Source organism: Microcoleus sp. B4-C1 (assembly GCF_036705285.1).
Taxonomy (GTDB): domain Bacteria; phylum Cyanobacteriota; class Cyanobacteriia; order Cyanobacteriales; family Microcoleaceae; genus Microcoleus.
Genome location: NZ_JAUBUC010000044.1, coordinates 20,345 through 44,336, shown reverse-complemented (window position 1 = coordinate 44,336; position 23,992 = coordinate 20,345). Strand labels below are relative to the sequence as shown.

At 45.0% G+C, this 23,992-nt stretch carries 16 protein-coding genes; 10 read left to right on the top strand and 6 right to left on the bottom strand.

All coding sequences use genetic code 11. The annotated features are described in order from the left end of the window. Window positions 1-143 precede the first annotated feature (143 nt). Both devC and QUB26_RS18270 read left to right on the top strand, forming a co-directional pair. Window positions 144-1,328 carry an ABC transporter permease DevC gene (gene devC, locus QUB26_RS18275; protein WP_333238240.1) on the top strand — a complete coding sequence of 395 codons (1,185 nt, stop codon included), beginning with the start codon at window positions 144-146 and terminating at the stop codon, window positions 1,326-1,328. Window positions 1,329-1,715: 387 nt separating this feature from the next. Then, the gene (locus QUB26_RS18270; protein WP_333238242.1) at window positions 1,716-2,432 is read left to right on the top strand and encodes a DevA family ABC transporter ATP-binding protein; all 717 of its coding nucleotides are present in this window, start codon (window positions 1,716-1,718) and stop codon (window positions 2,430-2,432) included. 221 nt (window positions 2,433-2,653) lie between these two features. Here QUB26_RS18270 and QUB26_RS18265 read toward each other — a convergent pair whose 3' ends face one another. Then, entirely contained in the window at window positions 2,654-3,667 is a 1,014-nt protein-coding gene (locus tag QUB26_RS18265) for a glycoside hydrolase family 104 protein (protein ID WP_333238244.1), read from the bottom strand. Window positions 3,668-4,061: 394 nt separating this feature from the next. Then, window positions 4,062-4,979, bottom strand: coding sequence for a YihY/virulence factor BrkB family protein (locus tag QUB26_RS18260; RefSeq protein WP_333055407.1), 918 nt, complete (start codon window positions 4,977-4,979; stop codon window positions 4,062-4,064). A 111-nt stretch (window positions 4,980-5,090) separates the two neighbouring features. Between QUB26_RS18260 and QUB26_RS18255 the strand changes: the two genes are divergently transcribed. From QUB26_RS18255 to QUB26_RS18245, 3 genes are all read left to right on the top strand, one after another. After that, on the top strand, window positions 5,091-6,176 hold the full coding sequence (locus QUB26_RS18255; protein WP_333238246.1) for a hypothetical protein: 1,086 nt from the start codon (window positions 5,091-5,093) through the stop codon (window positions 6,174-6,176). Window positions 6,177-6,541: 365 nt separating this feature from the next. After that, complete coding sequence (locus QUB26_RS18250) at window positions 6,542-7,435, top strand: CNNM domain-containing protein (protein ID WP_333238248.1); 894 nt, start codon at window positions 6,542-6,544, stop codon at window positions 7,433-7,435. A gap of 118 nt (window positions 7,436-7,553) precedes the next feature. Continuing rightward, window positions 7,554-7,748, top strand: coding sequence for a hypothetical protein (locus tag QUB26_RS18245; RefSeq protein WP_333238249.1), 195 nt, complete (start codon window positions 7,554-7,556; stop codon window positions 7,746-7,748). Here the strand turns inward: QUB26_RS18245 and QUB26_RS18240 are convergent. Both QUB26_RS18240 and QUB26_RS18235 read right to left on the bottom strand, forming a co-directional pair. Next, window positions 7,740-8,306: a DUF7638 domain-containing protein gene (locus tag QUB26_RS18240; protein ID WP_333055411.1), complete on the bottom strand. Its 567-nt coding sequence runs from the start codon at window positions 8,304-8,306 to the stop codon at window positions 7,740-7,742. The genes QUB26_RS18245 and QUB26_RS18240 overlap by 9 nt on opposite strands. A gap of 340 nt (window positions 8,307-8,646) precedes the next feature. Next, window positions 8,647-15,396, bottom strand: a complete 6,750-nt coding sequence (locus tag QUB26_RS18235) for a glycosyltransferase (RefSeq protein WP_333238251.1) — start codon at window positions 15,394-15,396, stop codon at window positions 8,647-8,649. A 502-nt stretch (window positions 15,397-15,898) separates the two neighbouring features. On the opposite strand from QUB26_RS18235, the gene ftsH3 reads away from it, so the two are divergent. The 4 genes from ftsH3 to QUB26_RS18215 all read left to right on the top strand — a co-directional run bounded on the left by ftsH3 (window position 15,899) and on the right by QUB26_RS18215 (window position 19,841). After that, window positions 15,899-17,737, top strand: coding sequence for an ATP-dependent zinc metalloprotease FtsH3 (gene ftsH3, locus QUB26_RS18230; RefSeq protein WP_006633639.1), 1,839 nt, complete (start codon window positions 15,899-15,901; stop codon window positions 17,735-17,737). Window positions 17,738-18,002: 265 nt separating this feature from the next. After that, window positions 18,003-18,200 carry a hypothetical protein gene (locus QUB26_RS18225; RefSeq protein ID WP_333319135.1) on the top strand — a complete coding sequence of 66 codons (198 nt, stop codon included), beginning with the start codon at window positions 18,003-18,005 and terminating at the stop codon, window positions 18,198-18,200. Between the two features lie 379 nt (window positions 18,201-18,579). Further along, on the top strand, window positions 18,580-19,218 hold the full coding sequence (locus tag QUB26_RS18220) for a bifunctional 4-hydroxy-2-oxoglutarate aldolase/2-dehydro-3-deoxy-phosphogluconate aldolase (RefSeq protein ID WP_333238254.1): 639 nt from the start codon (window positions 18,580-18,582) through the stop codon (window positions 19,216-19,218). Between the two features lie 101 nt (window positions 19,219-19,319). Further along, a complete protein-coding gene (locus tag QUB26_RS18215) occupies window positions 19,320-19,841 on the top strand; it encodes a L,D-transpeptidase (protein WP_333238256.1) in 522 nt (173 codons plus the stop codon). A gap of 195 nt (window positions 19,842-20,036) precedes the next feature. Here QUB26_RS18215 and QUB26_RS18210 read toward each other — a convergent pair whose 3' ends face one another. Together QUB26_RS18210 and QUB26_RS18205 are read right to left on the bottom strand one after the other, a co-directional pair. Then, window positions 20,037-20,864 (bottom strand): DUF1963 domain-containing protein, encoded by an 828-nt coding sequence (locus tag QUB26_RS18210; RefSeq protein ID WP_333238258.1) that lies wholly within the window; start codon window positions 20,862-20,864, stop codon window positions 20,037-20,039. A gap of 129 nt (window positions 20,865-20,993) precedes the next feature. Further along, entirely contained in the window at window positions 20,994-22,583 is a 1,590-nt protein-coding gene (locus QUB26_RS18205) for an Hsp70 family protein (RefSeq protein WP_333319133.1), read from the bottom strand. A gap of 74 nt (window positions 22,584-22,657) precedes the next feature. Here QUB26_RS18205 and QUB26_RS18200 point away from each other — a divergent pair, with 74 nt between their 5' ends. Further along, complete coding sequence (locus QUB26_RS18200; protein WP_333319131.1) at window positions 22,658-23,992, top strand: AAA family ATPase; 1,335 nt, start codon at window positions 22,658-22,660, stop codon at window positions 23,990-23,992.

Sequence of the window (23,992 nt, the reverse complement as noted above, 5' to 3'; positions counted from 1 at the left end):
TTTAACCACAGAGAGCGCTGAGGACACAGAGGAAGAGAATAGAGAGATGAATCATTCTGACTTAATTATTAAAGATTAAGAATTGTTCCAACATCAGGTTGCTGTCTTTAATCCAAAATCCAAAATCTAAAATCTAAAATCCTATGATTGGACTAATCAAACCCTTAGAACAATTAAGACGCAGAACTTCCCTCGGATGGCTGCAACTGAGTCACGACAAAGGGCGAATGCTCGTTGCAGTAGCAGGAATTGCCTTTGCTGACGTTTTGATGTTCATGCAGTTAGGCTTTCAAAATGCGCTTTACACCAGCAATACGCGGCTGCATCAAAGCTTGGAAACAGACTTAGTTTTGATTCACCCCCAAGCGCGAAATTTGATTAATTTGTCTTCCTTCCCCAGGCGCCGATTGTATCAAGCAATGAACGTACCGGGTGTCAAATCAGCCGAACCGCTTTACGTGAAAATTGCTAACTGGAAAAATCCCGAAACTCGGCGCGAAACGTCGCTGATGGTGGTGGGTTTCAATCCGAATCGCCCCGCCTTTGCGCTTCCCGAAGTTAACCAAAATTTGAACGCGATTAAATTGCCGGATACCGTGTTGTTCGATCGAGCTTCTAGGGGAGATTACCAAGGAACGATCGCGCAACTCGATCAAGGAAAGTCTGTTAAAGCTGAGGTCGAGCGGCGCACGATTAACGTCAGCGGTTTATTCACAGTTGGAGCATCTTTTGCCGCCGACGGTATTTTGATGACTAGCGATCAAAATTACCTGCGCCTGTTTGCGAGACAAAACGCCGCGAGTGTTAATGCCGGATTAATTCAACTGGAACCGGGTGCTGACCCCGTGGAAGTTCAACAAGTTTTGAAAGCATACTTACCGCCGGATGTCAAGGTATTAACAAAGCAAGAATTTATCGATTTTGAGAAAAATTACTGGGCTAAGAATACTGCGATCGGCTTTGTGTTTAATTTAGGCGTCGCGATGGGTTTTGTAGTAGGAGTAATTATTGTTTATCAAGTTCTCTCAACCGATGTCAGCGACCACATGGGAGAATACGCTACTTTCAAAGCGATGGGCTACCGCAATGTTTATTTACTGGGCATCGTTTTTGAACAAGCTCTAATTCTTTCTGTCCTCGGTTTTTTGCCAGGAGTAGGAGTTTCTTTCGGACTTTATTCTTTAACTCGCAAAGCTACAAACTTACCCCTTTATATGACGCTGCTTAGAGCAGTTATAGTATTACTTTTGAACGTGATAATGTGTACTATTTCGGGAGCAATTGCTACTCGCAAGCTGCAAGCAGCAGATCCGGCAGATATGTTTTGAGGGAAAATGAAGAATATCATGTCCTCACGATTAACCATAATATTCCGGTCGGGGCGGGTTTTTGAGATGGTCAATTATTGGCCGGTATTGTTGGTGAACCCGCCCCTACAAAAATCGAGGTCGCTCGACCGGACATGATATAAGTGAGTCTGAAGGACACTAAATCCGGGTTATAAAACACTTTATCATACTCGGTGATTGAAACCTTTCCTACACAAATGAAGTCCGCCTCCGCCGACTAAAAAATAAAGGGGTATTAAAGCTAAATTTGGTAGAAATTCCTGAGTACCAACATATTTTTTGTCAACTTATTTTCTTCTTTTTACTCGGCTATTTAGGCGATGTAAGCGATGAATCATTCAATCTCAAACCTCAAACCAAGAAGTTATGAATTCTACTACTCTCGACCCGACAACCAACGCCTTACAGATTCCTGCACCTATAATTTCCGCGCACCAACTAGACCACTACTTCGGTCAAGGTCAACTGCGAAAACAGGTACTTTTTGACATTAATCTCGACATTAATGCAGGTGAAATTGTGCTGATGACGGGGCCTTCTGGTTCGGGAAAAACTACGCTTTTAACTTTGATTGGCGGGCTGAGATCCGGTCAATCGGGAAGTCTCAAAATTATCGGTCAAGAAATGTGCAAAGCGAGCGCAGACCAATTGGTGAAGGCGCGGCGCAAAATAGGCTACATTTTTCAGGCGCACAACTTACACCGCAGTTTGACGGCGCTGCAAAACGTGCAAATGGGTTTGGAAGTTCACGGCAATTTATCGCGTTCTCAAATGCGCGATCGCTCTGCAAAAATGCTAGAGTTAGTAGGACTGGAACAGCGGATTAACTATTATCCAGATGATTTGTCTGGAGGACAGAAACAAAGAGTTGCGATCGCCCGCGCTTTGGTCAGTCAACCGCAAATTGTTTTAGCTGACGAACCAACAGCCGCCCTGGACAGCAAATCCGGTCGCGAAGTGGTGAATTTGATGCAGCAACTAGCCAAAGAACAGGGCTGTACTATTTTGTTAGTAACCCACGATAACCGAATTTTGGATATTGCCGATCGCATCCTTCACATGGAAGATGGAAAATTAGCCTAATTTTTAAATTTCCGAAGAATAGACATCCTATCTAATCCGTTGACATCGGAATTATTATCTCTCTCTTCTCTTTCTCTGTGTCCTCTGTGCCCTCTGTGGTTTAATCATTTCGATACAACCGGAATAGACATCACCCATAACTACCCCATTTTCAATTTTGGATGTCAAAATTTAATCCAAAATTCCCAAACTCGAATCTAAACTCGTCCTTGAACTTTTGACTAATTGCTAACCACCAATCCTTGCCGGTAAATTCCCAAATTTTGCAGGTACATTGCTTCGAGTTTGGGCATCGACGATTCTACAGAACCACCATAACGGCGAAAAGAAGGCCAGATGTAAGCGAGTTTTCTGACTGCTGGCTCCAATCGACCCGCTTCTATATCTTCTAATGCACCTTTTTCTCGGATTAACTCTATAGCCATCCAATCTTGATTTTCTGGGCTGAAATCGCGGACGCCAAATTTTTTGGCAAATCTGTCCCAAGTGGTGCTGAGAAACTGATATCGCCCCGCTGCGTCGGAACAGAGTTTTTTGCCGTAGCGACGGCCGCACCTCATTTCTCTGGGATGATCTTGAAAGCTGACAAATTTCGTGCCGGTGTACTGGGTGCGGTAGCCGTCGGGGCTAGCGGTTCCTTCGGCGGCTGCGATGGTGTCGAGAAAGGCTTTGACTCGACGTTCGGGGCTGATGTTATCGAGTCTGCTATCGAGTCTGGGCTCTGGTGAATTCAGGGTTGGAGTTTCGGGCGATCGATCGCGATCGATGTTATCCTCTCGTTTGTCTGGTGAGTCGATCGTCGCAACTTCCGGCAGCCGTTTCGGGGCGGGCGAGCTTCCTGCCGAGACCGATTGTCCCCACAGTCTCGGCGTCATTCTACCTAAGAAAAAGCACAAACAGATTAAGAAACCCCAAGAGAGTTGAAAACGAAGGCGTTTAGACCGATTCCGGCGCAGAACCGGCCACCGGTGAAGGGGGAGTGTTGCGGGCAAAATTTTCGTTTGCTGGCCGAAGGCGAACAGCGATTTCAGCGCTAGCAAGGTTTGCTTGTAAAAACGCGGTGCAAGTTTCCGAGCTCTCATCGCTGCTGCGAAAGTCTCGACATCAGTCAGAGTAACTTGTGCCAGCGGTTTTGCGACAAACACTCGAAAATGGTTGGCCGCCTGCCAGCTAAAGCGCCGGTTGCGGGGGGATTTGCGGTTTACCCACAGGCGAATTAGCTCCATGTCTGACATAGGGAGCAGGTGGCTTCCCAGATGTTTTGATGCGTACAAAAGTACCTCCTGATATCAGTTCAGGTTGAAATATCCCAGTTTGTGGACTTGAGATTGGTTTCACCGTTGAAATTGGGGACTGGCAAGGAAACAAATCTTTTTCGGGGCGATCGCAAACTTCAAATTTTTCGGTCATCACCGAAGGGGAGCGACAGGGATCAAGATAAACTGGTTTCAACCATATCCAGTGATACTACTAAGTGTTCGCCCGGTCAAGTTCATGGGCAGATTTGGCGATGGGTTGAGTCTAAAATTTAGTGATTCCACAGGCCTCGCCCTCCCAACTGACATAGGTTTCAAGGTGCTGGCATTCGGCTGACTCAAAAGTGAGCGATCGCATTTTTTGTATCTAATATTAAGAATTCTGTCGGTGTTTGGACCCGGAGGATTCCTCAGCTTGAATGCTGAGCAAATTTTTGCGTTTTGCCAGCATCAGGGAACCGTAGCGGTTAGCCCAAACTTGAGTAAACTCAGCACCTAAGAAGAGAATCTGAGCTGAATAATTGATCCAAAGTAAGATAATCACGAACGAGCCAGCAGCACCGTAGGTAGAGGCAATACCGCTACCTCCTAGGTAAACTCCAATTAAGGATTTGCCGATCGTAAACAGCATTGAGGTGATGGCGGCGCCGATCCAAACATCATTCCAGGCAAGATGAACATCGGGCAAAACTTTGTAAATTAAAGCAAAAAGCAGCGTAACTACGCCAAAGGAGAGAGCAAAGTCCACAATCTGCCAAATACCCACTGGTAAGTGCAGCAAGCCGTTCAACCAAAAGCTGACGGCCGCTAAAACGGCGCTCAGGACTAAAGATACTAGCAGTAGAAAGCCTATGCCTAAAATCATTGCAAAAGACAATACGCGGTCTTGCAGAAATCCCCAGATCCCGCGTCCGGGAGGCGGTGAAACATTCCAAATAGTATTGAGGGCTTCTTTGAGATTAGTAAACACATTGGAAGCCCCCCACAAAAGTGTAGCGATACCGAGTAAAGTAGCAATCATTCCCGACTTTGGTTCGGAGGCTTTGAGGATGAGTTCTTGGATGGTTTCGGCGCCATCTTTGCCGATTAAACTTTGGAGTTGACCGACGATTTGACCTTGGGCTGCGTCTGCACCAAAGACTAAACCGGCGATCGCAATTACGATAATTAGCAGCGGGGCCAGGGAGAAGACTGTGTGATAGGCTAGGGCGGCTGCTAGGGTTGGCGCTCTATCTTCTTGCCATTGAGTAAAAGTTTCTTTGAGCAGGGATATGACTGTTTTTAATTTCACGGCATTTGGTTTCCTTATACTTAGAGTATAAAGAATTATACTAGGTTAAGAGTTTTTTAGCCTCAGCCACAAGATAGATTTATCGATTAGCAAATTCGGAAGATTATTTTTATGTCAGATTCCCACACAACTGTTAACAACACCGAGGTAAAACTGTCCAAAAAAGCAATTTATTGGGCAAAAATTAGCGCATTAGTAGGGGTGGTCAATTTTTTGCTGGTGCTTTTTCATTTCAGTTACCTTCAGTTGCGCCCTGTTTATCAGAGCTATTTTCCGGGTTTAGTTAAAATTTATGACCCGATTAAAGGCATTGATTCGAGTTTGCTAAATCCCGAATATTTGAAAAGTGCTGACCAGTTTTGGCGAATAGATACGTTTTTTATTGGTTTTTTTGGGGCGGAATTTTTGATTAAAAGTTTGTTCCACACCCGCCGTAAACCGGGGGTAACTTGGTTTGATTTTGTGCTGAGGCGCTGGTACGAGGTGTTTCTGGTGATGCCGATTTGGCAGGGGTGGCGGATTCTGCCGGTATTGGTGCGGCTGCACAAGTCGGGTTTGGTGAATCTCGATCGCGTAGTTGCTCAAGTTACCTATGAACCGGTGGCTTATTTAGCCAATACGATGTCGGAATACATGATGGTGCGGTTTATCAATCAAGCTAAAAGTTCGATCAAACAGGGCGACGCGGCGCAGATGCTGCTGGCGCAGCAGCCGTACCTTCACGTCAATCAAGAAAATACGATCGAACAAATTACCAAACGGATTTTGGATCTGACAATTTACAAAGTTTTGCCACAGGTGCAACCGGATTTGGAAGATTTGCTGCACCACAATTTGGAAACAACAATCAAACAGTCGGATTTCTATCAAATCCTGCAAAATTTCTCTCCGATTAACATTTTGCCGACTGAGATGACGGAACAGCTAGCAAATTATTTAGCTCAAACTGCTGTGAATGTGGTAGCTACGACTTATGAAGACGATAAAGGTAGAAAAATTCTCGATAATTTCAGCCAAGAATTTAATCAAAGTTTACGGCGGGAATTGCAAGATGAGAAAACTCTCGCGGAATTGCAGTCGCTGCTGTCGGATTTGTTAGAAGAAGTGAAGTTGAATTACATTCAAGGCGGGTTGAAGTCCGATCCGGTGCAGACTTTTACGGAAATTAACTCGCTCCGGGGAGTAAGGGAGAGTTGATACAGCAATGAGTTCGGGTTTGGTGAATTAGAGTCTTTTTTTACTCGCATCTTGCACCATTGTCAAGAACAGGCAAGATGCCTGTTCCACAAGAGATGAATTTTCTTGTGGAACAGGCAAGATGCCTGTTCCTAAAAAAGTAATTGAGAATGGTGCAATATCTCAGTTAAAACGAACCCCGAAGACGCCAAGGGCGCGAAGGAAGAGAAGAGAAAGAGTTCACAAGTTCTACGGGTAAGGTGTGCAATGCACACCTAGGAATATGGGTAGTGGGGATATCCGAAATGTCGGGGGATAAACCTATCTGAGTCCCAAGCTAAAATAAAAGCATGAACATAAAACATCTATCATATTAGATATCTATCTTGAACAACCTTACTTGCCTGGAAATAGAAGTAGCCCAAACAATGCTGAGTTTAGCAATGTTGGTGGGCTTAACACTTTTAATCGCCTTTTTTGTGGCGTCAGAACTAGCATTAGTATCAGCCGATCGCCATCAAATCCGCCAACTCGCCCACTTGCACGATCGCCCAACCGCTAAAACCGCCGAACTCGTCCACCAAGCTCAGAACAACATACCGCATTACCTGTCTGTGACTCAAACTGGCACAACAGCAGGGAGTTTGCTGCTGGGTTGGTTGGGCGAGGGAGCGACTGTACACTGGATTGAGCCGTGGATAGACAAATTGCCGATCGGTCATTTGTCGGCCGTGCTGACTGCTCATTCGATCGCAGTTCCCGTAGCTTTTATCTTAGTAACTTACGTAGAAATAGTCTTAGGAGAACTAATCCCCAAAGTATTAGCAACCCACGCCCCAGAACGTACCGCTTTGCTGCTAATGCCCGCCCTCGAAATCTGCTCAAAATTACTGTGGCCGCTGCTAGTAATTCTCAACGGTACCGTGTGGCTGCTGACTGGTTGGATTACCAGTAAAGAGTCTCAACCGCTGGTGTCATCTTCCCAGGCAACTTTCGTTCAAAAAGATGCTCATTCGGCACTCATTTCTGGCCTATGGGAAGTGACAGCAGTTAACGAAAAACTGGGATTAAACTTGCCAACTAACCAAGCGTACCAAACAATCGCCGGATTCGTGATCCACAATTTAGGTAAAATGCCCAATCAAGGCGATCGGCTATTGTGGGGCGAGTTGGAAATAGAAGCAGAAAATGTAGTAGAAGGCAGTTTAGAAACAGTGCTGCTGCGTCAGGTAACTCGCCCTTTGTTTGAGACTCAGCAGCCAGAACTTGTGTTAAATTGATCCTAAATCAGGCTTAAATACTTCCTCGATCTATGTATGTGAGGTTGTAATTAGTCGCTCAGTGCGACAATGTACCAAAAATCTGCAAATTGTATAAAGCACAGTTTATGAGGTGGATATGCTGAAAACACTTTGGGCTACTGTTCGACAAGGGAAAATTGAACTGCTGGAGTTATCAGAGTTACCCGAAGGGGCAAAAGTATTAGTAACACTCTTACCTGATGAAGAAGCTGAGTTTTGGCTTCAAGCCAGTCAAACATCACTAGATACAGTTTGGGATAATACTGAGGATTCAGATATTGGCTTAATTTAACCTTTTCCAGATATATTCATAGCGCCTATAGACGCTTTTTAGTATTTCCTGGGAAACTTCTGTATCTTTGACACAGGTTATGATAGCGGAATCTTTACAATCCATATCGCCAAGAACATAAATTCTCAGATGTTTTGGAATAGCATTGTAAGCTTCTCGCAAGCTACTTTTATTTTCTTTTGTTGGGAATGTTAGGAATTTAGCAAAGGCTTGAACACAAGTATCTGCAACTGTTTGCTTTCCCTGAAGCTGAGCGATGGTATCTTCTACTTCTTTTACAAACTCATCAATCTCTATATAATAAAACTCTAAAGTCGAATTTCCGTAGTAGAGATGGTGACAGCTTATCCTCGCACCCTTGGGAACTTGGGTAACAACCCATCCCTCGGCAACTTTGGTTTTGAATTCCTCAAAGTTAACCCATTCCCAACAATCGATCATACCGTCTTCAAAAACTCGGATGATGGTTTGGTAGTAGTCGCCGTTGTGTATAAAGGCCGACAACCCTTTACCCCGAATTATTTCTCCATTTTCACCGTTTCTATATAATTGAAGCATTTCTTTTGCCCTTAACAATCAAGCGTATTCCAGTAGGGAAACGGCACTGCCGTCTCCTCTTAGGGACACGGCGCCGTGCCCAAGGGGTGTCAACTTAAGGTAAAACCCATAGTCCGGCAAGGGTTGAAACCCCTGCCTCAAAGCGAAAGTCCTCTCAAAGAGGACTAATGAGTTAAGAATTCTTCTTCTCAGTCCTCTTTCAGAGGACTTTCGCTATTAGACAGGGAATTCATTCCCTGGCGGACTGCCGGGTGAGCGGGAGAACTGGCGGACTAAAAGCTTAAGTTGACACTAATGGGCAGTGCCGTTTCCCTACAGATATCGCCTACTCCGCCTTCGTTTACCCCACAGCCACCTTAACCGCACCCCCAACCAACTGCTCGTAATCCGCCAACAACCACGGAGGCAAACAAGTATTCGCATCCTGAACCCGCAACTGTCCAGGGCGACAATACAGCATCGCTGCCAACAAATTATTCACAGCTTTAGGCGTTCCAAACCCTTTACTCAACTCAACAACCAACGATTTAAAAAACTCGCGATCGCTCTCATGCAGCGGCTCGTTAATAAACCCGCTGCCCAACATTGCTTTGTAACCCTTACCAAAATCGCTCCGGTACAAAAGTTCCAGTTGTTCCCCGGAAACGCTCAGCCACAAATCTGCAATTTGCTTGCGAATCTCCCGCAAATCTGCTATTGCCAATTCAGCAGTCGGATCGATTTCATAAAAATTGACCGCAGCAGTTAATTGATTGAGAAACTGCGGCATATAATCTTGTTTGACCACTGTTTGTTCTGTTGTCGCAAATGCGCTTTCAAACACCTTTTCGTAATCTTCAAGCAACCACTGCGGCAAGCGGGTGCCAGCATCTGGAACCCGCATTTTTCCGGGTACAAAATACAGCATCGCCCCCAGCAGAGCATTGATAGCTTGAGGCTGCACCAACCCTTTGCTAATGTCGGTCAGTTTCTGCAAAAACTGCTGTTCGGCTTCCGTCATCGATTCTGCTTGCAAGCCGCAGCTAAGTATTGCTTGATATCCCTTGCGAACCTCTCCTCGGTAAAAACTTTCGAGTTTCTCTGAAGGAAGAGTCAGCCAAAAATCAGCCATTTGTTTTCTGATTTGGCGGAGTTCCAAAACTACCGATTCGTCAGACGGATCGATGCGGTAAAGATTGACGCATCCTAACAGTTGATTCGCAAATTGTGGCGATTGAATGTATTGAGCTAGCAAGTCAGAAGTTGAATCAGACTTGACGGCGGCTTCAGTCTCAAAAACTTGTTCGTAATCCCCAATTAACCAGTGCGGCAAACGGTTGCGAGCGTCGGGAATTCGCATGGTTTCCGGCGGGAAATACAGCATCGCGGCAAGCAAGGCGTTGACAGCTTTGGGATGCACTAATCCTTTGCTAATCTGGGTTAATTGCTGCAAAAATATTTGTTCGCTTTCGATCATCGCTTGACGTTGAAAATCGCTCTTGAGCAGCATTTTATAGCTGTTACCGGGCGCGCTTTTGTAGGCGGTTTCGAGGTTTTCGGTGGGAAGGTTCAGCCAAAAATCAGCGATTTGTTTACGGATTTGACGCAGTTCGGATATTGCTGAGATGTTTGAGGAGTTTCTCTGATAAAGGTTGACGGTGTTCGAGAGAATCTCGTCCAAAGCTGGCTGCTTGGGAATGCTATCCTGTAAGTTGCGCGATGCTTCCAGGTGGCTGCTTTGCCAGTTGCCAAAGAGTTCTTGGAATAATTTGCCGATCGCCCCAGAATATGCAACACTATCAAAACAAGCCGGATTAGCCTGCATTTTTTGCTGAATTTCCTGCCGTTTTTGCTGCCGCAATTGCGGGTTAGTGCCGAGGGTAACGGCTAGCTGAATGTAAGATGCTTCGCTATTGGCAATTAAATCCGGCATTTGCAGTTCGCGCAGCATCGCCGAACCTTGGCGGAACCGCAAAGCATTTCCTTCCACAACCACAGCCGGCAATCCTACTTGCAAAGGATCAATTAACGATGTGGCCCCAGCATAAGGATAGGAATCTAGATAAACATCTGCTATCTGCAAAAATTGTTTCACATCCGCGCGACTAGGCAGTTGTTTTACGAACCGCAAGCGGTTGTTATTGACGCCGTATTTAGCGCAGACAGCGTTCAGATTGTTGACAAAAGGTGTCGCCGGATAGGTGCGAGTCCAAGCCGGCCCGAAGGGATATAAAATCAAGATTGAATCGGGTACAGCAGCTAGAATTTTTACCCAACTCTCTCTCAACTCCGGCAGAATTTTGTAGAAGTTGGCGCCGGAGATAAAAACGGTTGTATTGTCTGAAATTCCCAGACTTTGGCGCGTAGGTTTAACTGTAGCAACTTCGGATTCTGTTGCGTATTTGAAACAAAAACCGCTGCCTTCGAGAACAGCCAACTGTTCGCGATATTGTTCTTGATAACTAGCATCCGGCGCGGTAAATTGGCCTGCGATGTAGTAATCCATGTGCCGGATTCCGGTGGTTGTCGGGGAACAGAAAGATGTAGTTTGTACCCGCGCTAAACGGTGGATTGCTAGTGAAGTCAGCGGTTTGTTAATAGCTGTTAAATTCGTACCGAAAAACAGGATATCTAAGTCGTCGGCGCGGATTGTTTTGACTTGCGATGCAAAGTCTTTCGGGAGTGCAACCAGTTTGTCGGCGCGACTTTGACAGTATTGTTCTAATTGGTGGCCGCTGGTGTTGAGCGCGTACAGGTATATCTCGAACTGGTTGCGGTTTAAATGCTCGAAAACCGGGATGGTAGCGAAGGTTTCGGTTTGGGGCGTGAAATGGTCATTGATGATGCCGAGGCGGATTTTTGTCCGATTTGGCGATCGCGCCGGGAAGATACAATCAATTGAACTGCCGCGATTTTTTAGCGAAAACTCAATAATTTCCGCCCGTTTGGTGTAAATATCGCGCAGGTTTGCAGTGGCAAAATACACCGGGATAAAGTTCGCAACTTGCGAGAAAAATAAGGCAATATTTTGCCAAAGTTGCGAATCGGGATTGGTGAATATATTGCTATGAATGTAATTCACCCATCTCTGGATAAATTCATAGTAGTTGTCTGCTTCTCCAACTGTTTGAAACAGGTTGGGACTGCCAAACATAAATTTGAGATAGTCATTTGCAAACCAGTTGGGAATTTGAGCGCGATCGTACTTAATCTGCAATTGATCTGCACGTCGGTAAAGCATCGCTGCTAGCAGGTAATTGATGGCTTTTGGCTCATTAAATCCTTTGGCAATATTTGCAGCTACTTCATTAACAAAACTCTGTTCTGCGTGGGTTAGCGGTTCATCTTTAATGTCGCTCTTCAGGAGTATCTGATGTGCCTTACCTGCATCGCCAGCATAGGCATTTACCAGTTGAGCGGGGGGCAGATTCAGCCAATAATTGGTAAGTTGCGTACGACATTGGCTGATGTTAGCGAGGCTTACTGGGTTAGACTGGTCTTTTTGATACTCTCCCAAGTATTGAGATAGCGAATTTAAAAGTTGCGCTATTTTGTTTTCGGGAACTAATTCATCAGCTATTAAGTAGCTATGTTGCTGCAAAATTTCCTCTGACCAACGGACTTCTTCGGGTTGGTAAAGTTGAGAGTGCAGGTGAATAATGAGGGCTCTCATTAAGTATAATTTTGCGCGAACGCTAGCCATTTTTTGGGTTCGGCTAGAGCCGTCACCGTGCTGCCTATAATAGAGATAAGGCTTAGGTAATCGATACCCTAACCAGCCTTTTTCATAGGCCGACACCCAAAATTCCCAGTCTTCACATCCCAGCTTCATCACTTTTTTTAACCCGCCTACTTCCTCGAAAATTCCCTTTCTAAATAAAGAACTAACGGGAGCTTGATTGTCTCTCAAAAACCGATTGGGATCGAAATCACCGTGGATAACTAAATCACAGTTGGCTCCGAAGTGCTGCATATCTGTATAGACAAAACCCACCTGCGGTTTTGCTAATAAAATTTCCAAGCACTCCTCTAGAAAATTCGGATGAATTCGATCGTCAGCATCTAGGAATAAAATAAACTTTCCTGACGACTGCTGAACGCCAACATTTCTCGAATCAGCGGGCCCCGTGTTGGGTTTATCTATGAGGCGAATCGATGTTTGAGGATACAGTTGAATTAAATAATTTGCGAAGTTGCTGGTATCATCCGTGCTGCCGTCATTGACAATTATGCACTCCCAGTTTTGATAAGTCTGACTGACAACACTTTCAACAGCTTCTCTGACATATTTCGCGTGATTGTAGCACGGGATAATTACGCTGATAAGTGGCTGTGGGGGTGTGCGATAAGGTAACGCATTCAGTTCCGAGGCAAAAACCGAGACAGGAACCGAAGAAATATGTAGGATCCCTCGTTGGCGGATGCCGTATTCATCCCATATTTGGTAAGCTTCTTGCTGGGATAATTGCGATCCATGTTCCAAACCTTGTTGATTTTTATAGTACAAACCGAGAATTTCGGGCAAGTGCACAATATTTTCGCTTTTGCCAATCCGCAGCCAAAATTCGTAATCGCCAGCCGCCGTAAATTCGGTTCGGAAATAGCCGTATTTTTCGTGCAGCGATTTTCTCCACATCGGTTGGGAACCAATAATGCAGCGCCGTTCGAGTTCGCTGTAGTCAAAGGCTGGCCAATTCCAACGCTTTTCTGCTTGGGTTTTTGCAAAAGTATCGTTAGCTGTGCTGGTGATTAATTGGTCAGCATAAACCAGACTTACTGGGGAATTTTCATCCAAGTATTTCGCCATGAATTCTAGGGCATCGGGGCGGTGTCTGTCATCGGTGTTAGCATTAGTTATGTAAGCTCCGCGCGACATCTTAATGCCTCGATTCCAGGCTGCATATAATGTTTCGCGGTCAGAAGTGCGATCGTACACAATATTCGGATATTTCGCTTGAAATTCCCGCACAACAGACTGTTCATTTTCTTGGGAACCGCTGTCAATTACTATGATTTCGAGTTGGCCTTGTTTGTATAGCGTTTGCTCTACCAAGTCCTGCAAGCAGCCGCGGATAAATTTTTCGGAATTGTAAGTAGAAACGATCGCAGATACTTTAAAAGCCGACGGAACAGGCTGGGAGTTCTCACCATTCCCGAATTCCCTCTGCAAAGCTGCATCAGTTTGCTGTTGAACGGAAGCATTCTCCGAATGTGCGCGATCGGCTACTTGAACCAAAGCTGAGCTAACAATTGCAGCCATTTTCGACCAAGAAAACTTCTTAGCTTGTTCTAAACCCGCCGCAATTAATGAGTTGCGGACACCGGGCTTCTGTATTTCCCGCAAAGCATTGACAAGCCCAATAACATCATCCCCGTTTACATAAACCGCTGCTTGTCCTGCTACTTCAGGAATCGAACCGTTTGGACAGGTGATGACTGGACAACCGCAAGCCATTGCCTCAAGGACTGGCAACCCAAAGCCTTCATACTTCGACGGATAAACTAACACTGAAGCACCAGAATAAGCAGCTCTCAGTTCGCTGTCGCTTAGTTGCAGCGTGTGGACAGTATTCCCAGAACAGTACAATTTCAACTCTGGTTCTAATACAGGTTTGCCACCTGCACAGACTATATCAAAGTCAAACTTGTTGGCAAGTTGAGAAAAGGCTTTGAAGAATAATATCCCGTTCTTGTAACCATGCCAGCCTACCCTTTCGCCTACCAAAAGAAAATAGGGCTTGGTAATGCTGTATTTTGACTTAAAGCCTGAAATTTCTTCTCTATCGGCTGGCCAAAAATTGGCATCTATTCCGCAGTGCGCTACAGCGACCGAATTTGAAGAAATCTGCGGAAAAACCTTTACTAAATCGCGGGCTGTGTTTTCGGAAATGGTGATGTAGGCAGAGGCGTGGCGGATACCGCAATGCTTTTCTCTCCACTCGGAATGACCAATATTTTGCCCCATCAACTCTGGAATCATATCGTAGGTCATGAATACCGATCGCGTTGACAAAGGCGTTGTATAATAAGTAGAAATAAATAAATCGGCTTTTTCTTCATCGCAGATTTCCTGTAGCATTTGGCGGTCAGCATCGGTTTTGCTGTAGTCGTAGCGAGCTACATTCCGGTACTGAATGCCGGGAATTTTGGGGGCGGTTCCCGCTCTGTCAAGAACTATAATTTGTTTGGCAAAACCATTTTCTGCCCAGTTTTCTAGCAGCGATTTCCAGACTCGACCAATGCCAGTGCTGTTGAGCTGAAAAAATACGCCGTCTATAACAATTTTTCTACTTGTTTTAGTAGGAGGCATGGCTGCGGGAGTTATCATTGATTTGCGGTTCTCTCTGTCTGCGATTTTTCTCAGGGCTTCCTCGTAATCCTGTTGGAGTAATGAGGGTTTTTTCAATTCCGGCTCTTTGTAAGATGATAAGCTATGAAAAAGTTGAGGCTGAATTTCCTTGTCTGAAAAAATATGCAAAGAATCGCCGTTAGAGTAAAAGTTTAAATTAAATTTTTCGGCAATTATCGAGAGTGCCTTGCTGGTATAAATAGAAATGTGCTGACCTTCATCTAGCGCATAGTACCACCATTCGCTGGGCTTGGGATTGTTGGCTGGCAGCAGTTTGGTACTGAATAAAATATTGCGGGAAAATTTGAAGATTTTTTGGATCTCCTCCAGCGGCTTAACAAAATGCTCAAATACTTCAAAAGCTGTCACTAATTCGTAGCTGTAGCTGCTGTTTTCGTCTGCCTCAAATCCTTGAGATAATATATTTTTACAATATTTATCGTACCAATAAAAATCAAATCCAAAATCTCTCATCATCCGAACAAATACACCGTAGCCACCTCCATAATCTAAAAATTTAGCCTGGTGATTAAATAAATTAAAAATAATATTATTGGCGGCGTTTGAGAACATCGTGCTTCTCGATAACATTCCCACGTCGCTGCTAGCTATGGCTTCTGAATAAGCCTCCTCAAGCCAGTAGGGTTCTTCCGTTTGAACAAAGCCGCAATTTGAGCATTGAAAATACTCGACGTTATATTTTTTTAGTACCCTAGCAGCAGCAAAGGTGTTGGTTGGAAAATCACAAATATTGCATTTCATTTTAATTATTTAAACTTACAAATTTATTCAAGTAACTGCCTGTGTTGGAATGCCGAATATTTATGAGACTTAACTAAGTTTATAATAGTCCTAAGTGATTGCAGTGCGATCGGCTAGACTGTTTTTATGCTGACGATTGAACTCTTCGGACGGTTCCTCAAGGGTTTACCGTTATGTATACATACAACTTGTGAATCAACAGGAACATCCTACACCAATGCAGCCCCGACTCAGATATCTTATCAGGAGTCAGCTCCCTAAAAATTACTTCTACTAAAGGCTTGACAAAGTTTAATTCATGCTATAGGTAACTCGTGAGGACAGCAGCCGCATCTCCTGACGCCCTGCAGGGCTGTTCCGTTCCCACGACCTCACCTGAGACCGCCGCAGCATGGCCGGGAATCCTCACCACACAAAAACAAGTTACAATTACGTTAAGATTGATGAACATAAATAAAAAATCCCAAATCACAGGGACTAAAAATTAGGAGGATCGACCTCGGTGAATAAACGCTGGAGAAACGCTGGCCTGTACGCACTGCTGGCTATTGTAGTCATTGCCTTAGCAACGGCATTTTTTGACAAACAGCCCCCAAGTAGGGAAGTTTGGAAGTACAGTCAATTCATTCAGGAAGTCGAAGGCAAGAGAGTAGACAAAATAAATATCAGTTCCGATCGCAGCAAAGCCCTGGTCACAGCCCAGGACGGCAACAAGGTACTCGTTAACCTGCCGAACGACCCAGAACTGATCAACATCCTGACCAAAAATAACGTAGATATTTCTGTTCTGCCCCAAAGCGACGAAGGCTTCTGGGTAAAAGCCCTCAGCAGCCTCTTCTTCCCGATTCTGCTTTTGGTCGGACTGTTTTTCCTGGTACGGCGCGCGCAAAACGGGCCCGGCAACCAAGCCATGAACTTCGGCAAATCCAAAGCTAGAGTCCAAATGGAGCCACAAACTCAGGTGACTTTCGGCGACGTGGCTGGCATCGAACAAGCCAAGCTAGAGCTCGCAGAAGTCGTGGACTTCCTGAAAAATGCAGACCGCTTCACCGCAGTCGGAGCAAAAATTCCTAAAGGCGTGCTGCTAGTGGGCCCTCCCGGAACAGGCAAAACCCTGCTCGCAAAAGCAGTGGCTGGAGAAGCAGGCGTTCCCTTCTTCTCGATTTCCGGTTCAGAATTTGTGGAAATGTTCGTGGGTGTCGGTGCTTCCCGCGTCCGCGACTTGTTTGAACAAGCTAAATCGAACGCTCCTTGTATCGTATTCATCGATGAAATTGACGCCGTAGGTCGCCAGCGGGGCGCTGGTTTGGGCGGTGGTAACGACGAACGGGAACAAACCCTGAACCAGTTGCTGACCGAAATGGACGGCTTTGAGGGCAATACTGGCATCATTTTGATTGCTGCCACAAACCGCCCCGATGTACTCGATGCGGCGCTGCTGCGTCCGGGTCGCTTCGATCGCCAAGTTGTAGTCGATCGCCCCGACTTCGGAGGCCGCCTAGAAATTCTCAACGTTCACGCCCGTGGCAAAACTTTGTCCAAAGACGTGGACTTGGAAAAAATCGCCCGCCGGACACCCGGTTTCACCGGTGCGGATTTGTCCAACCTACTCAACGAAGCAGCAATTTTAGCCGCCCGCCGCAACTTGACCGAAGTCTCGATGGATGAAGTCAACGATGCGATCGACCGCGTGCTCGCAGGCCCGGAAAAGAAAGACCGCGTGATGAGCGAAAAGCGCAAAACTTTGGTAGCTTACCACGAAGCCGGTCACGCTTTAGTCGGCGCGCTGATGCCCGACTATGACCCCGTGCAGAAAATTAGCATTATTCCCCGCGGCCGCGCTGGCGGTTTGACTTGGTTCACACCCAGCGAAGATCGGATGGATTCTGGCTTGTATTCTCGGTCTTACTTGCAAAATCAAATGGCGGTAGCTTTGGGCGGCCGCATTGCTGAAGAAATTGTCTTCGGCGAGGAAGAAGTAACGACTGGCGCGTCGAACGACTTGCAGCAAGTGGCAAGAGTAGCGCGGCAAATGGTGACTCGCTTCGGAATGAGCGATCGGCTAGGCCCTGTAGCTCTCGGTCGCCAACAAGGCAATATGTTCATGGGTCGCGATATCATGGCTGAACGGGATTTCTCTGAAGAAACCGCAGCGACGATCGACGATGAAGTGCGTTTGTTGGTAGAACAAGCTTACCGTCGCGCTAAAGATGTACTCGTCGGCAACCGCCATGTCCTTAATGCTTTGGCAGATATGCTAGTTGAAAAGGAAACTGTGGATGCTGATGAATTGCAAAATTTGTTAGCTAATAGCGATGTGAAAATGGCGACGATCGCCTAATAGATTTTAGATTTTAGATTTTAGATTTTAGATTTAATCTAAAGTTTGAAATCAATAATTGGGGTGATTCTGGGATTGTCTGGAATCGCCCCGATTTTTTTATGAGTGCGATCGATCGATTTTAGATTTTAAATTTTGGATTTTAGATTAAATCTAAAGAATGATATTATGTCCGGTCGCTTCGCCCGAAATCAGGTAGGGGCGGGTTCACCAATAATATCGGCCAATAATTGACAATCTCAAAAACCCGCCCGGCCGGGATATTATGGTCAATCGATCGGACATGATATCAGACATTCAGCATACCTTTTTCCAGCAGCTAGCGCTTAAATTATTCCCAGGGAAATCTTCTTTCATCTTTTCTAGATTCAATAATCCGACAGTCCTCAACATCCTCCCAGATATCGTCTGGGTACTGGAAGTCAAGCAGCACCACGACTTTTTAGCCTTGAGACTCAACTAATATCAAATCCGTATTATTCATCTCTCTCTTCCCTTTCTCTGTATCCTCTGTGTCCTCTGTGGTTTCATCATTCCGATACAACAGGAATTGATATAAAAACTGAAAATCTGTCGGTTCGCCGCATTCAGCCAGCACGTCAGCTCAAAAATCTCTGTGATTTTTGAGGTCAACAATTGCAGCGGTTTTGTTGCCTAGATTGTAAGTTAAAAATTGAACGCCGCACATATTGTAAATTGCCATATATCGAAGTTAGCAACCTGTATTAAAATTAGAGGCAAGTCAGAATGATATGAGTTTCCAATTTGGGATCGTCCCAATTTAAAATCCTTCGACTGAGCACGCCAAAATCTAAAATCTAAAATCTAAAATCTAAAATTGTATGAATCATCAATCTTGGTTGACACTACTAAAAAAACACCGCGCGATCGCAGTCATCCGTTCCTCCGAAAAAGAACTCGCTCGGCAGATGGCATCATCGGTAGCAGCCGGAGGAATCCAGTTTATTGAAATTACTTGGAACACCCACAAAGCCGCTGAATTAATTGCCGAACTCCGCTCGGAATTCCCTACTTTTAGTATTGGCACCGGCACTTTATTAAACTTAGAACAGTTGCAACAAGCAATCGACTGCGGCGCTCAATTTCTATTTACGCCGCACACCGATTTAACTATGATTAAAACAGCAGTTGATGCCGGAGTGCCGATCGTCCCGGGTGCTTTTTCTCCCACGGAAATTCTAACCGCGTGGCAAGCAGGCGCTACCTGCGTTAAAGTGTTTCCGATATCGGCTTTGGGAGGCGCGGCTTACCTGAAAAGCCTGCAAGGCCCCCTGGGAAACATTCCTTTAATTCCCACTGGCGGGGTGACGCTGGAAAATGCGAAAGTATTTATTGACGCCGGGGCGATCGCCGTTGGTTTAGCCGGAGACTTATTTCCTAAACACTTAGTGGAAAATCGCGATTGGCGGGCGATCGTCCAAATTGCCCGAAATCTTACCCAAAACTTAACAACTTGTTAAGTCCCGTTTCCAAATCCAACATTTCAAATCTACAATCTAAAATAGGACAAGCCAATCTAAAATCTAAAATCTAAAATCTAAAATAGTACGAGGTGTGAGAAATGAACAGCATTATCAACTCAATTTACTTCCGCCGCGCTGGAACTTTCTGTGCCGGCTGCGCCCTAACAGTTGCTGCATTCTGCGGCGGTTCAATGACCGCATTTGCCAGCGAACAGCACAACATAATTGCCAATAAAATTATGCTGTTGCAGCAATCCAGCGAACGCTGGATTGAAATAGATTTGTCCAGACAAAGGTTAATAGCTTGGGAAGGAAATACACCCGTTTACGCGGTGATTATTTCCAGTGGCAAACCATCGACTCCCACCCGCACGGGAACCTTTGCCGTTCAAACCAAACACCGCGTTACTAGAATGACTGGGGATGACTACGATGTGCCGGATGTTCCCTATACAATGTATTACGACGGAGGCATGGCAATTCACGGCGCTTACTGGCACAATTTGTTTGGCAATCCTGTTACTCATGGCTGCACAAATGTAGCTGTCAATCACGCTAAATGGCTATTTGAATGGGCCTCGGTGGGAACACCCGTGGTGGTGCACAAATCTCAGGTTTAGGGCATGGGGCATCGGGCATCGGGCATCGGGCATCGGGCATAGTCGAACATTATTAGAACTTATGCACCGGTGGTCAGAAACCGGGTTTTTTTGCGAAATACTGCGTTACAGCCGTAGATTCGGTCAAAAACCCCGTTTCTTCGATCGGAGTTCATCAGTTCTGGTTTTTGTAGCTTGCTTACTTCATTACTGCCTTCAAGCACAATCCCAATTATATAAAACCTTACTAAAATCTAATTCTCTGAGTGCTGATTCATCAATAAAAAAGTTACCTACACCAGTGTCTCCCCACATGATATCTACTGTCTCATTGCAATCGGTATCCATTTGCAATAGAAGAATGTCTAGCTTTTGTTTTGGCTCGGAGTTACTACTATATTTTCTTACGTCCTCTTGTGTAAAATCAGGATAACCACCTATTTTATGACCAACGGGTTGTGATATTTCTAGGTACTCATCCTCTATTTCAGAGTTCATAAATAACTCTTCAATTTCCGATCCTAAAATTTCTGTAAATTGGTAGTCACTGGTACTAATCGGCGCATATTTTTTAGTAAATTGCAAGCCGTAACAGCCCTGAACAGGAAAATATTCTGGTTCCGGCAAAAAATCATAATTGGTAATGATGTTTTCAACTCGGAAGTCTGGCTGAGGAAAATAGATTATTTTGAATTTTTGTTCGACTGCGGAATTATCTACATTGGCGTAATTGCCGAAATCTAAACCATACACGTCATCGTCGGCTATATAGAACTGTAAGATGCCCCGATCGGGAAAACCATCTAAAGGCGGTATTTCATCAAAGTTGAGTTGCGCTAGCAAAAATAAATATTTACCGTCACAAGTTTTGGGATATTCAAAGCCTTTAGGTAAATAGGGCAATCCCCCAAATTTACTCTGCCACCAATTAACCCCATCGTTATTCTGGGTTTGAATTTCGATGTAAGGTTTAATGGTAGCTTCGATTCTGTCGCGATAGTTTTCTAGTTCTGGAGAGAGTGGAAATTCTAGTTTGTAGTTCATCTGCTTTTAATAATTTTAGTCCTGGACACACTCCATCAAAGAAACCGGGTTTTTCACTTAATCTGCGGGCTGCAACGAAGGATTTTCGTAAAAAACCCGGTTTCTGAGCTCCTATGCGTTCAGGAATGCTTAACTTAGCTGCACCACTGGTTTATCCTCCAACAAAGTTTCATTTGTCAGCAAATCTTCCACGGTAATTCGCAAAAAGCGCTGTTCGTCAACGCGGAAGAAGATTTTTATGCGATCGCTCCCCGGATACCCAGGCGGCGTCAATTGCGCGATGCTGCGTGCTCCTTCTTTATCATTTAGGGGCTGTACCGATGTTTGGCCCGCGAGTTGGCGAGTAATTAGTCTGTCGCCATCAAAATATATCTCCGTGCCGCCAGTTTCCGCTCCCAATTCGCCGATAATTAATTCTATACTTGGCTGACTTTCTAAAGAAGCCCCCAAGACTAATTCTACTGGTTCGCTCATCGGATAAGACTGGCCCGATTTAATTAAACTGTGCCAACTGTGGCAATTGTCGCGGCGGTTCCAGTAGCGAATTCCGTAACTGTGATAGAGAAAATCTTTGATTTCTATGCCTTGACTAAGTTGCAGAGCACCTTGGGCGATCGCCTCAAATGGTTTGTCGCAGCGAATTTTTGTCGGCTCGAAATATTGCTGCACCCAACGCTGAACAGCGGGAATTTGTACAGTACCGCCAACTAGCAAAACTGCGTCGATGTCGCCAATTTCTAAGCCTTGGCGCCGCGCTTGCTGCAATACTTGATTCATGCACTCGTCGAGTTTGTCAAAAAACTGATGTTCACCGAGGATAGATTCAAAACGAGTTCGATCTAATTCTAATTCGTAACTCTCAAAATTTTCATCATCAAAATAAACCTCAACTGCCTGATTTACTAAAGATAACTGAATCTTTAACCGTTCTGCCAATCTCGTTGTAATCGGAGATTTTGCCAGCCCTTTTGTTTGAACAAAATAGTCAACCAGCCAATTATCAATATCAGAACCGCCTAAATTTTGTCCGGCTTTAGCCAAAACCCGGGCAACTTTTGTTTTTTGCGCTGAAGATTCAGCTAATAGCTTTTCGCCCCACTTAAGAATAAAACCGAGGGGCTTTTTGTTGGAGGAAGCGTCCAAACGCACCAAAGAAAGATCGAGAGTTCCGCCACCGAAATCAATGACTAACAGATTTTCGCGATCGGCTAAACCGTAACCCAAAGCAGCCGCCGTAGGTTCGTCCAACATCCGCACCTGTTCTACTTGCAGAGATTGAGACACTTTGCCCAACCAATGACGGTAAGCTTCAAAACTATCTACAGGCACTGTAAAAATCAAAGAGTCGATCGGCAAAGGCAGTTCGCGAATTGAGTTTACAATTTGGCTCAAATACCACTCACCTACTTGTTCAAAAGTAATAAGTTGCCCGTCAAGTTCCGGCACAAAACCCTGAACTGAAGTGCCAATTCCCCGCTTAAAATTGCGAAAAAACCGAGAATCTCCACTCAAATCCAGGCCTTTGTCGCGGACTTGCTGACCGAGTATTACTTTATTTGCAGCAGCGTCCTCAACGTAGAGTAAACTCGGAATTAGGGGCGGATTTTGAGCCGAGATTGCCGACAATCCCGGTAATTTTAAAGTTTCGGGCTGCTGGAGGGCTTGATTCCAGCGAGCGACGACGGTGTTGCTAGTTCCAAAATCAATTGCGATCGTCATTCAGCCAAAATACACAGCTACTAGGGATTAGATTATATTATGGTATTTATAGCCGCAAATACAACCATAATATCATGACTCAATCCACTTTCTTTGAAACCGAGAACGAAGAGCCTGTACAGGGAATTACTGAAATTGCAGTATGCGGCTACAAGTCTATTTACGAAGAGTGCCAGATTGAAGTGCGATCGCTGACAATTCTAGCCGGTGCCAACAGTTCTGGTAAGTCTAGCATCATGCAGCCACTCTTGCTGATGAAGCAAACGCTAGAAGCCCCTTACGACCCCGGTGGTTTAAAACTTGACGGGCCTAATGTTAAGTTTACATCAGCCGAACAGGTATTGTCTAAACTGTCTCCCGAAAACTACAGGGATGAGTTTTCTGTCAGGCTGAATATAGATCACGATCATTTTTTGATCAACTTATTTAGAAAGCAGCCAAAGCACGGAATTAAAGTTGTTAAAGCGACTTACTGTATTCCTGCTTACGATGGTAAAATTTTTACTATTTTTCCCGGAATGCAGAATCAAGAATTGGTAAAAATTCTTCCTGAAACACTGGCTAGATTTTACAATGTATTGTTAGATAGGCTCGACCAGGTAGAACCGCTATGGAGTGTGATTAATGTCCGATGTTTTCTAGATTTGCAACTTTGCTACAGTCAGTTGAAGTCATCTTATTTGCCAATGAATTTCCCCAAGCATATTCGCCGCATCGTCCACGTTCCCGGGTTGAGAGGCAATCCAGAACGCACCTACAATACCGCAGGAGTTGGCAGTGAATTTCCAGGCTTTTTTGAAAATTATGTTGCTAGTATAGTTAATTACTGGCAAGAAACAAAAGACGATCGACTGATAAAATTGGGTCAAGCTTTAGAGTTATTAGGACTTAACTGGAAAGTTGAAGCCAGACAGATTAATGACGTACAAATTGAACTGCGAGTAGGTCGTTTATCCCGCAGCGGGAGTGCAAGCGATACTGTTAGTATTGCTGATGTTGGCTTGGGAGTATCGCAAACCTTGCCTGTTTTAGTTGCTTTGCTTGTAGCAGAACCAGGACAATTAGTTTATCTAGAACAGCCAGAAATTCACTTGCATCCTCGCGCTCAAGTTGCTTTAGCACAAATCTTAGTGGATTCTGCAAATAGAGGTGTGCGAGTTGTTCTAGAAACTCACAGCGAATTGCTGCTTTTAGCAGTTCAATCGTTAGTTGCCGAGGGTAAAATATTACCGGATTTAGTAAAACTTCACTGGTTTAAACGGCGCGACGATGGTGTTACAGAAGTCAGCAGTGCCGATTTAGACGAGACGGGAGCTTTTGGAGATTGGCCTGAAGATTTGGGCGATGTTTCTTTGCATCTAGAAAACCGCTATTTGGATGCAGCAGAAGCTGTTTTGTGGAAGCGTTAA

Bases quoted from the DNA above. Each gene is read 5' to 3' on its own strand.
- devC (WP_333238240.1), top strand. From the start codon at position 144: ATGATTGGACTAATCAAACCCTTAGAACAATTAAGACGCAGAACTTCC.
- QUB26_RS18270 (WP_333238242.1), top strand. From the start codon at position 1,716: ATGAATTCTACTACTCTCGACCCGACAACCAACGCCTTACAGATTCCT.
- QUB26_RS18265 (WP_333238244.1), bottom strand. From the start codon at position 3,667: ATGTCAGACATGGAGCTAATTCGCCTGTGGGTAAACCGCAAATCCCCC.
- QUB26_RS18255 (WP_333238246.1), top strand. From the start codon at position 5,091: ATGTCAGATTCCCACACAACTGTTAACAACACCGAGGTAAAACTGTCC.
- QUB26_RS18245 (WP_333238249.1), top strand. From the start codon at position 7,554: ATGCTGAAAACACTTTGGGCTACTGTTCGACAAGGGAAAATTGAACTG.
- QUB26_RS18240 (WP_333055411.1), bottom strand. From the start codon at position 8,306: ATGCTTCAATTATATAGAAACGGTGAAAATGGAGAAATAATTCGGGGT.
- QUB26_RS18235 (WP_333238251.1), bottom strand. From the start codon at position 15,396: ATGAAATGCAATATTTGTGATTTTCCAACCAACACCTTTGCTGCTGCT.
- QUB26_RS18225 (WP_333319135.1), top strand. From the start codon at position 18,003: ATGGTCAATCGATCGGACATGATATCAGACATTCAGCATACCTTTTTC.
- QUB26_RS18220 (WP_333238254.1), top strand. From the start codon at position 18,580: ATGAATCATCAATCTTGGTTGACACTACTAAAAAAACACCGCGCGATC.
- QUB26_RS18215 (WP_333238256.1), top strand. From the start codon at position 19,320: ATGAACAGCATTATCAACTCAATTTACTTCCGCCGCGCTGGAACTTTC.
- QUB26_RS18210 (WP_333238258.1), bottom strand. From the start codon at position 20,864: ATGAACTACAAACTAGAATTTCCACTCTCTCCAGAACTAGAAAACTAT.
- QUB26_RS18205 (WP_333319133.1), bottom strand. From the start codon at position 22,583: ATGACGATCGCAATTGATTTTGGAACTAGCAACACCGTCGTCGCTCGC.
- QUB26_RS18200 (WP_333319131.1), top strand. From the start codon at position 22,658: ATGACTCAATCCACTTTCTTTGAAACCGAGAACGAAGAGCCTGTACAG.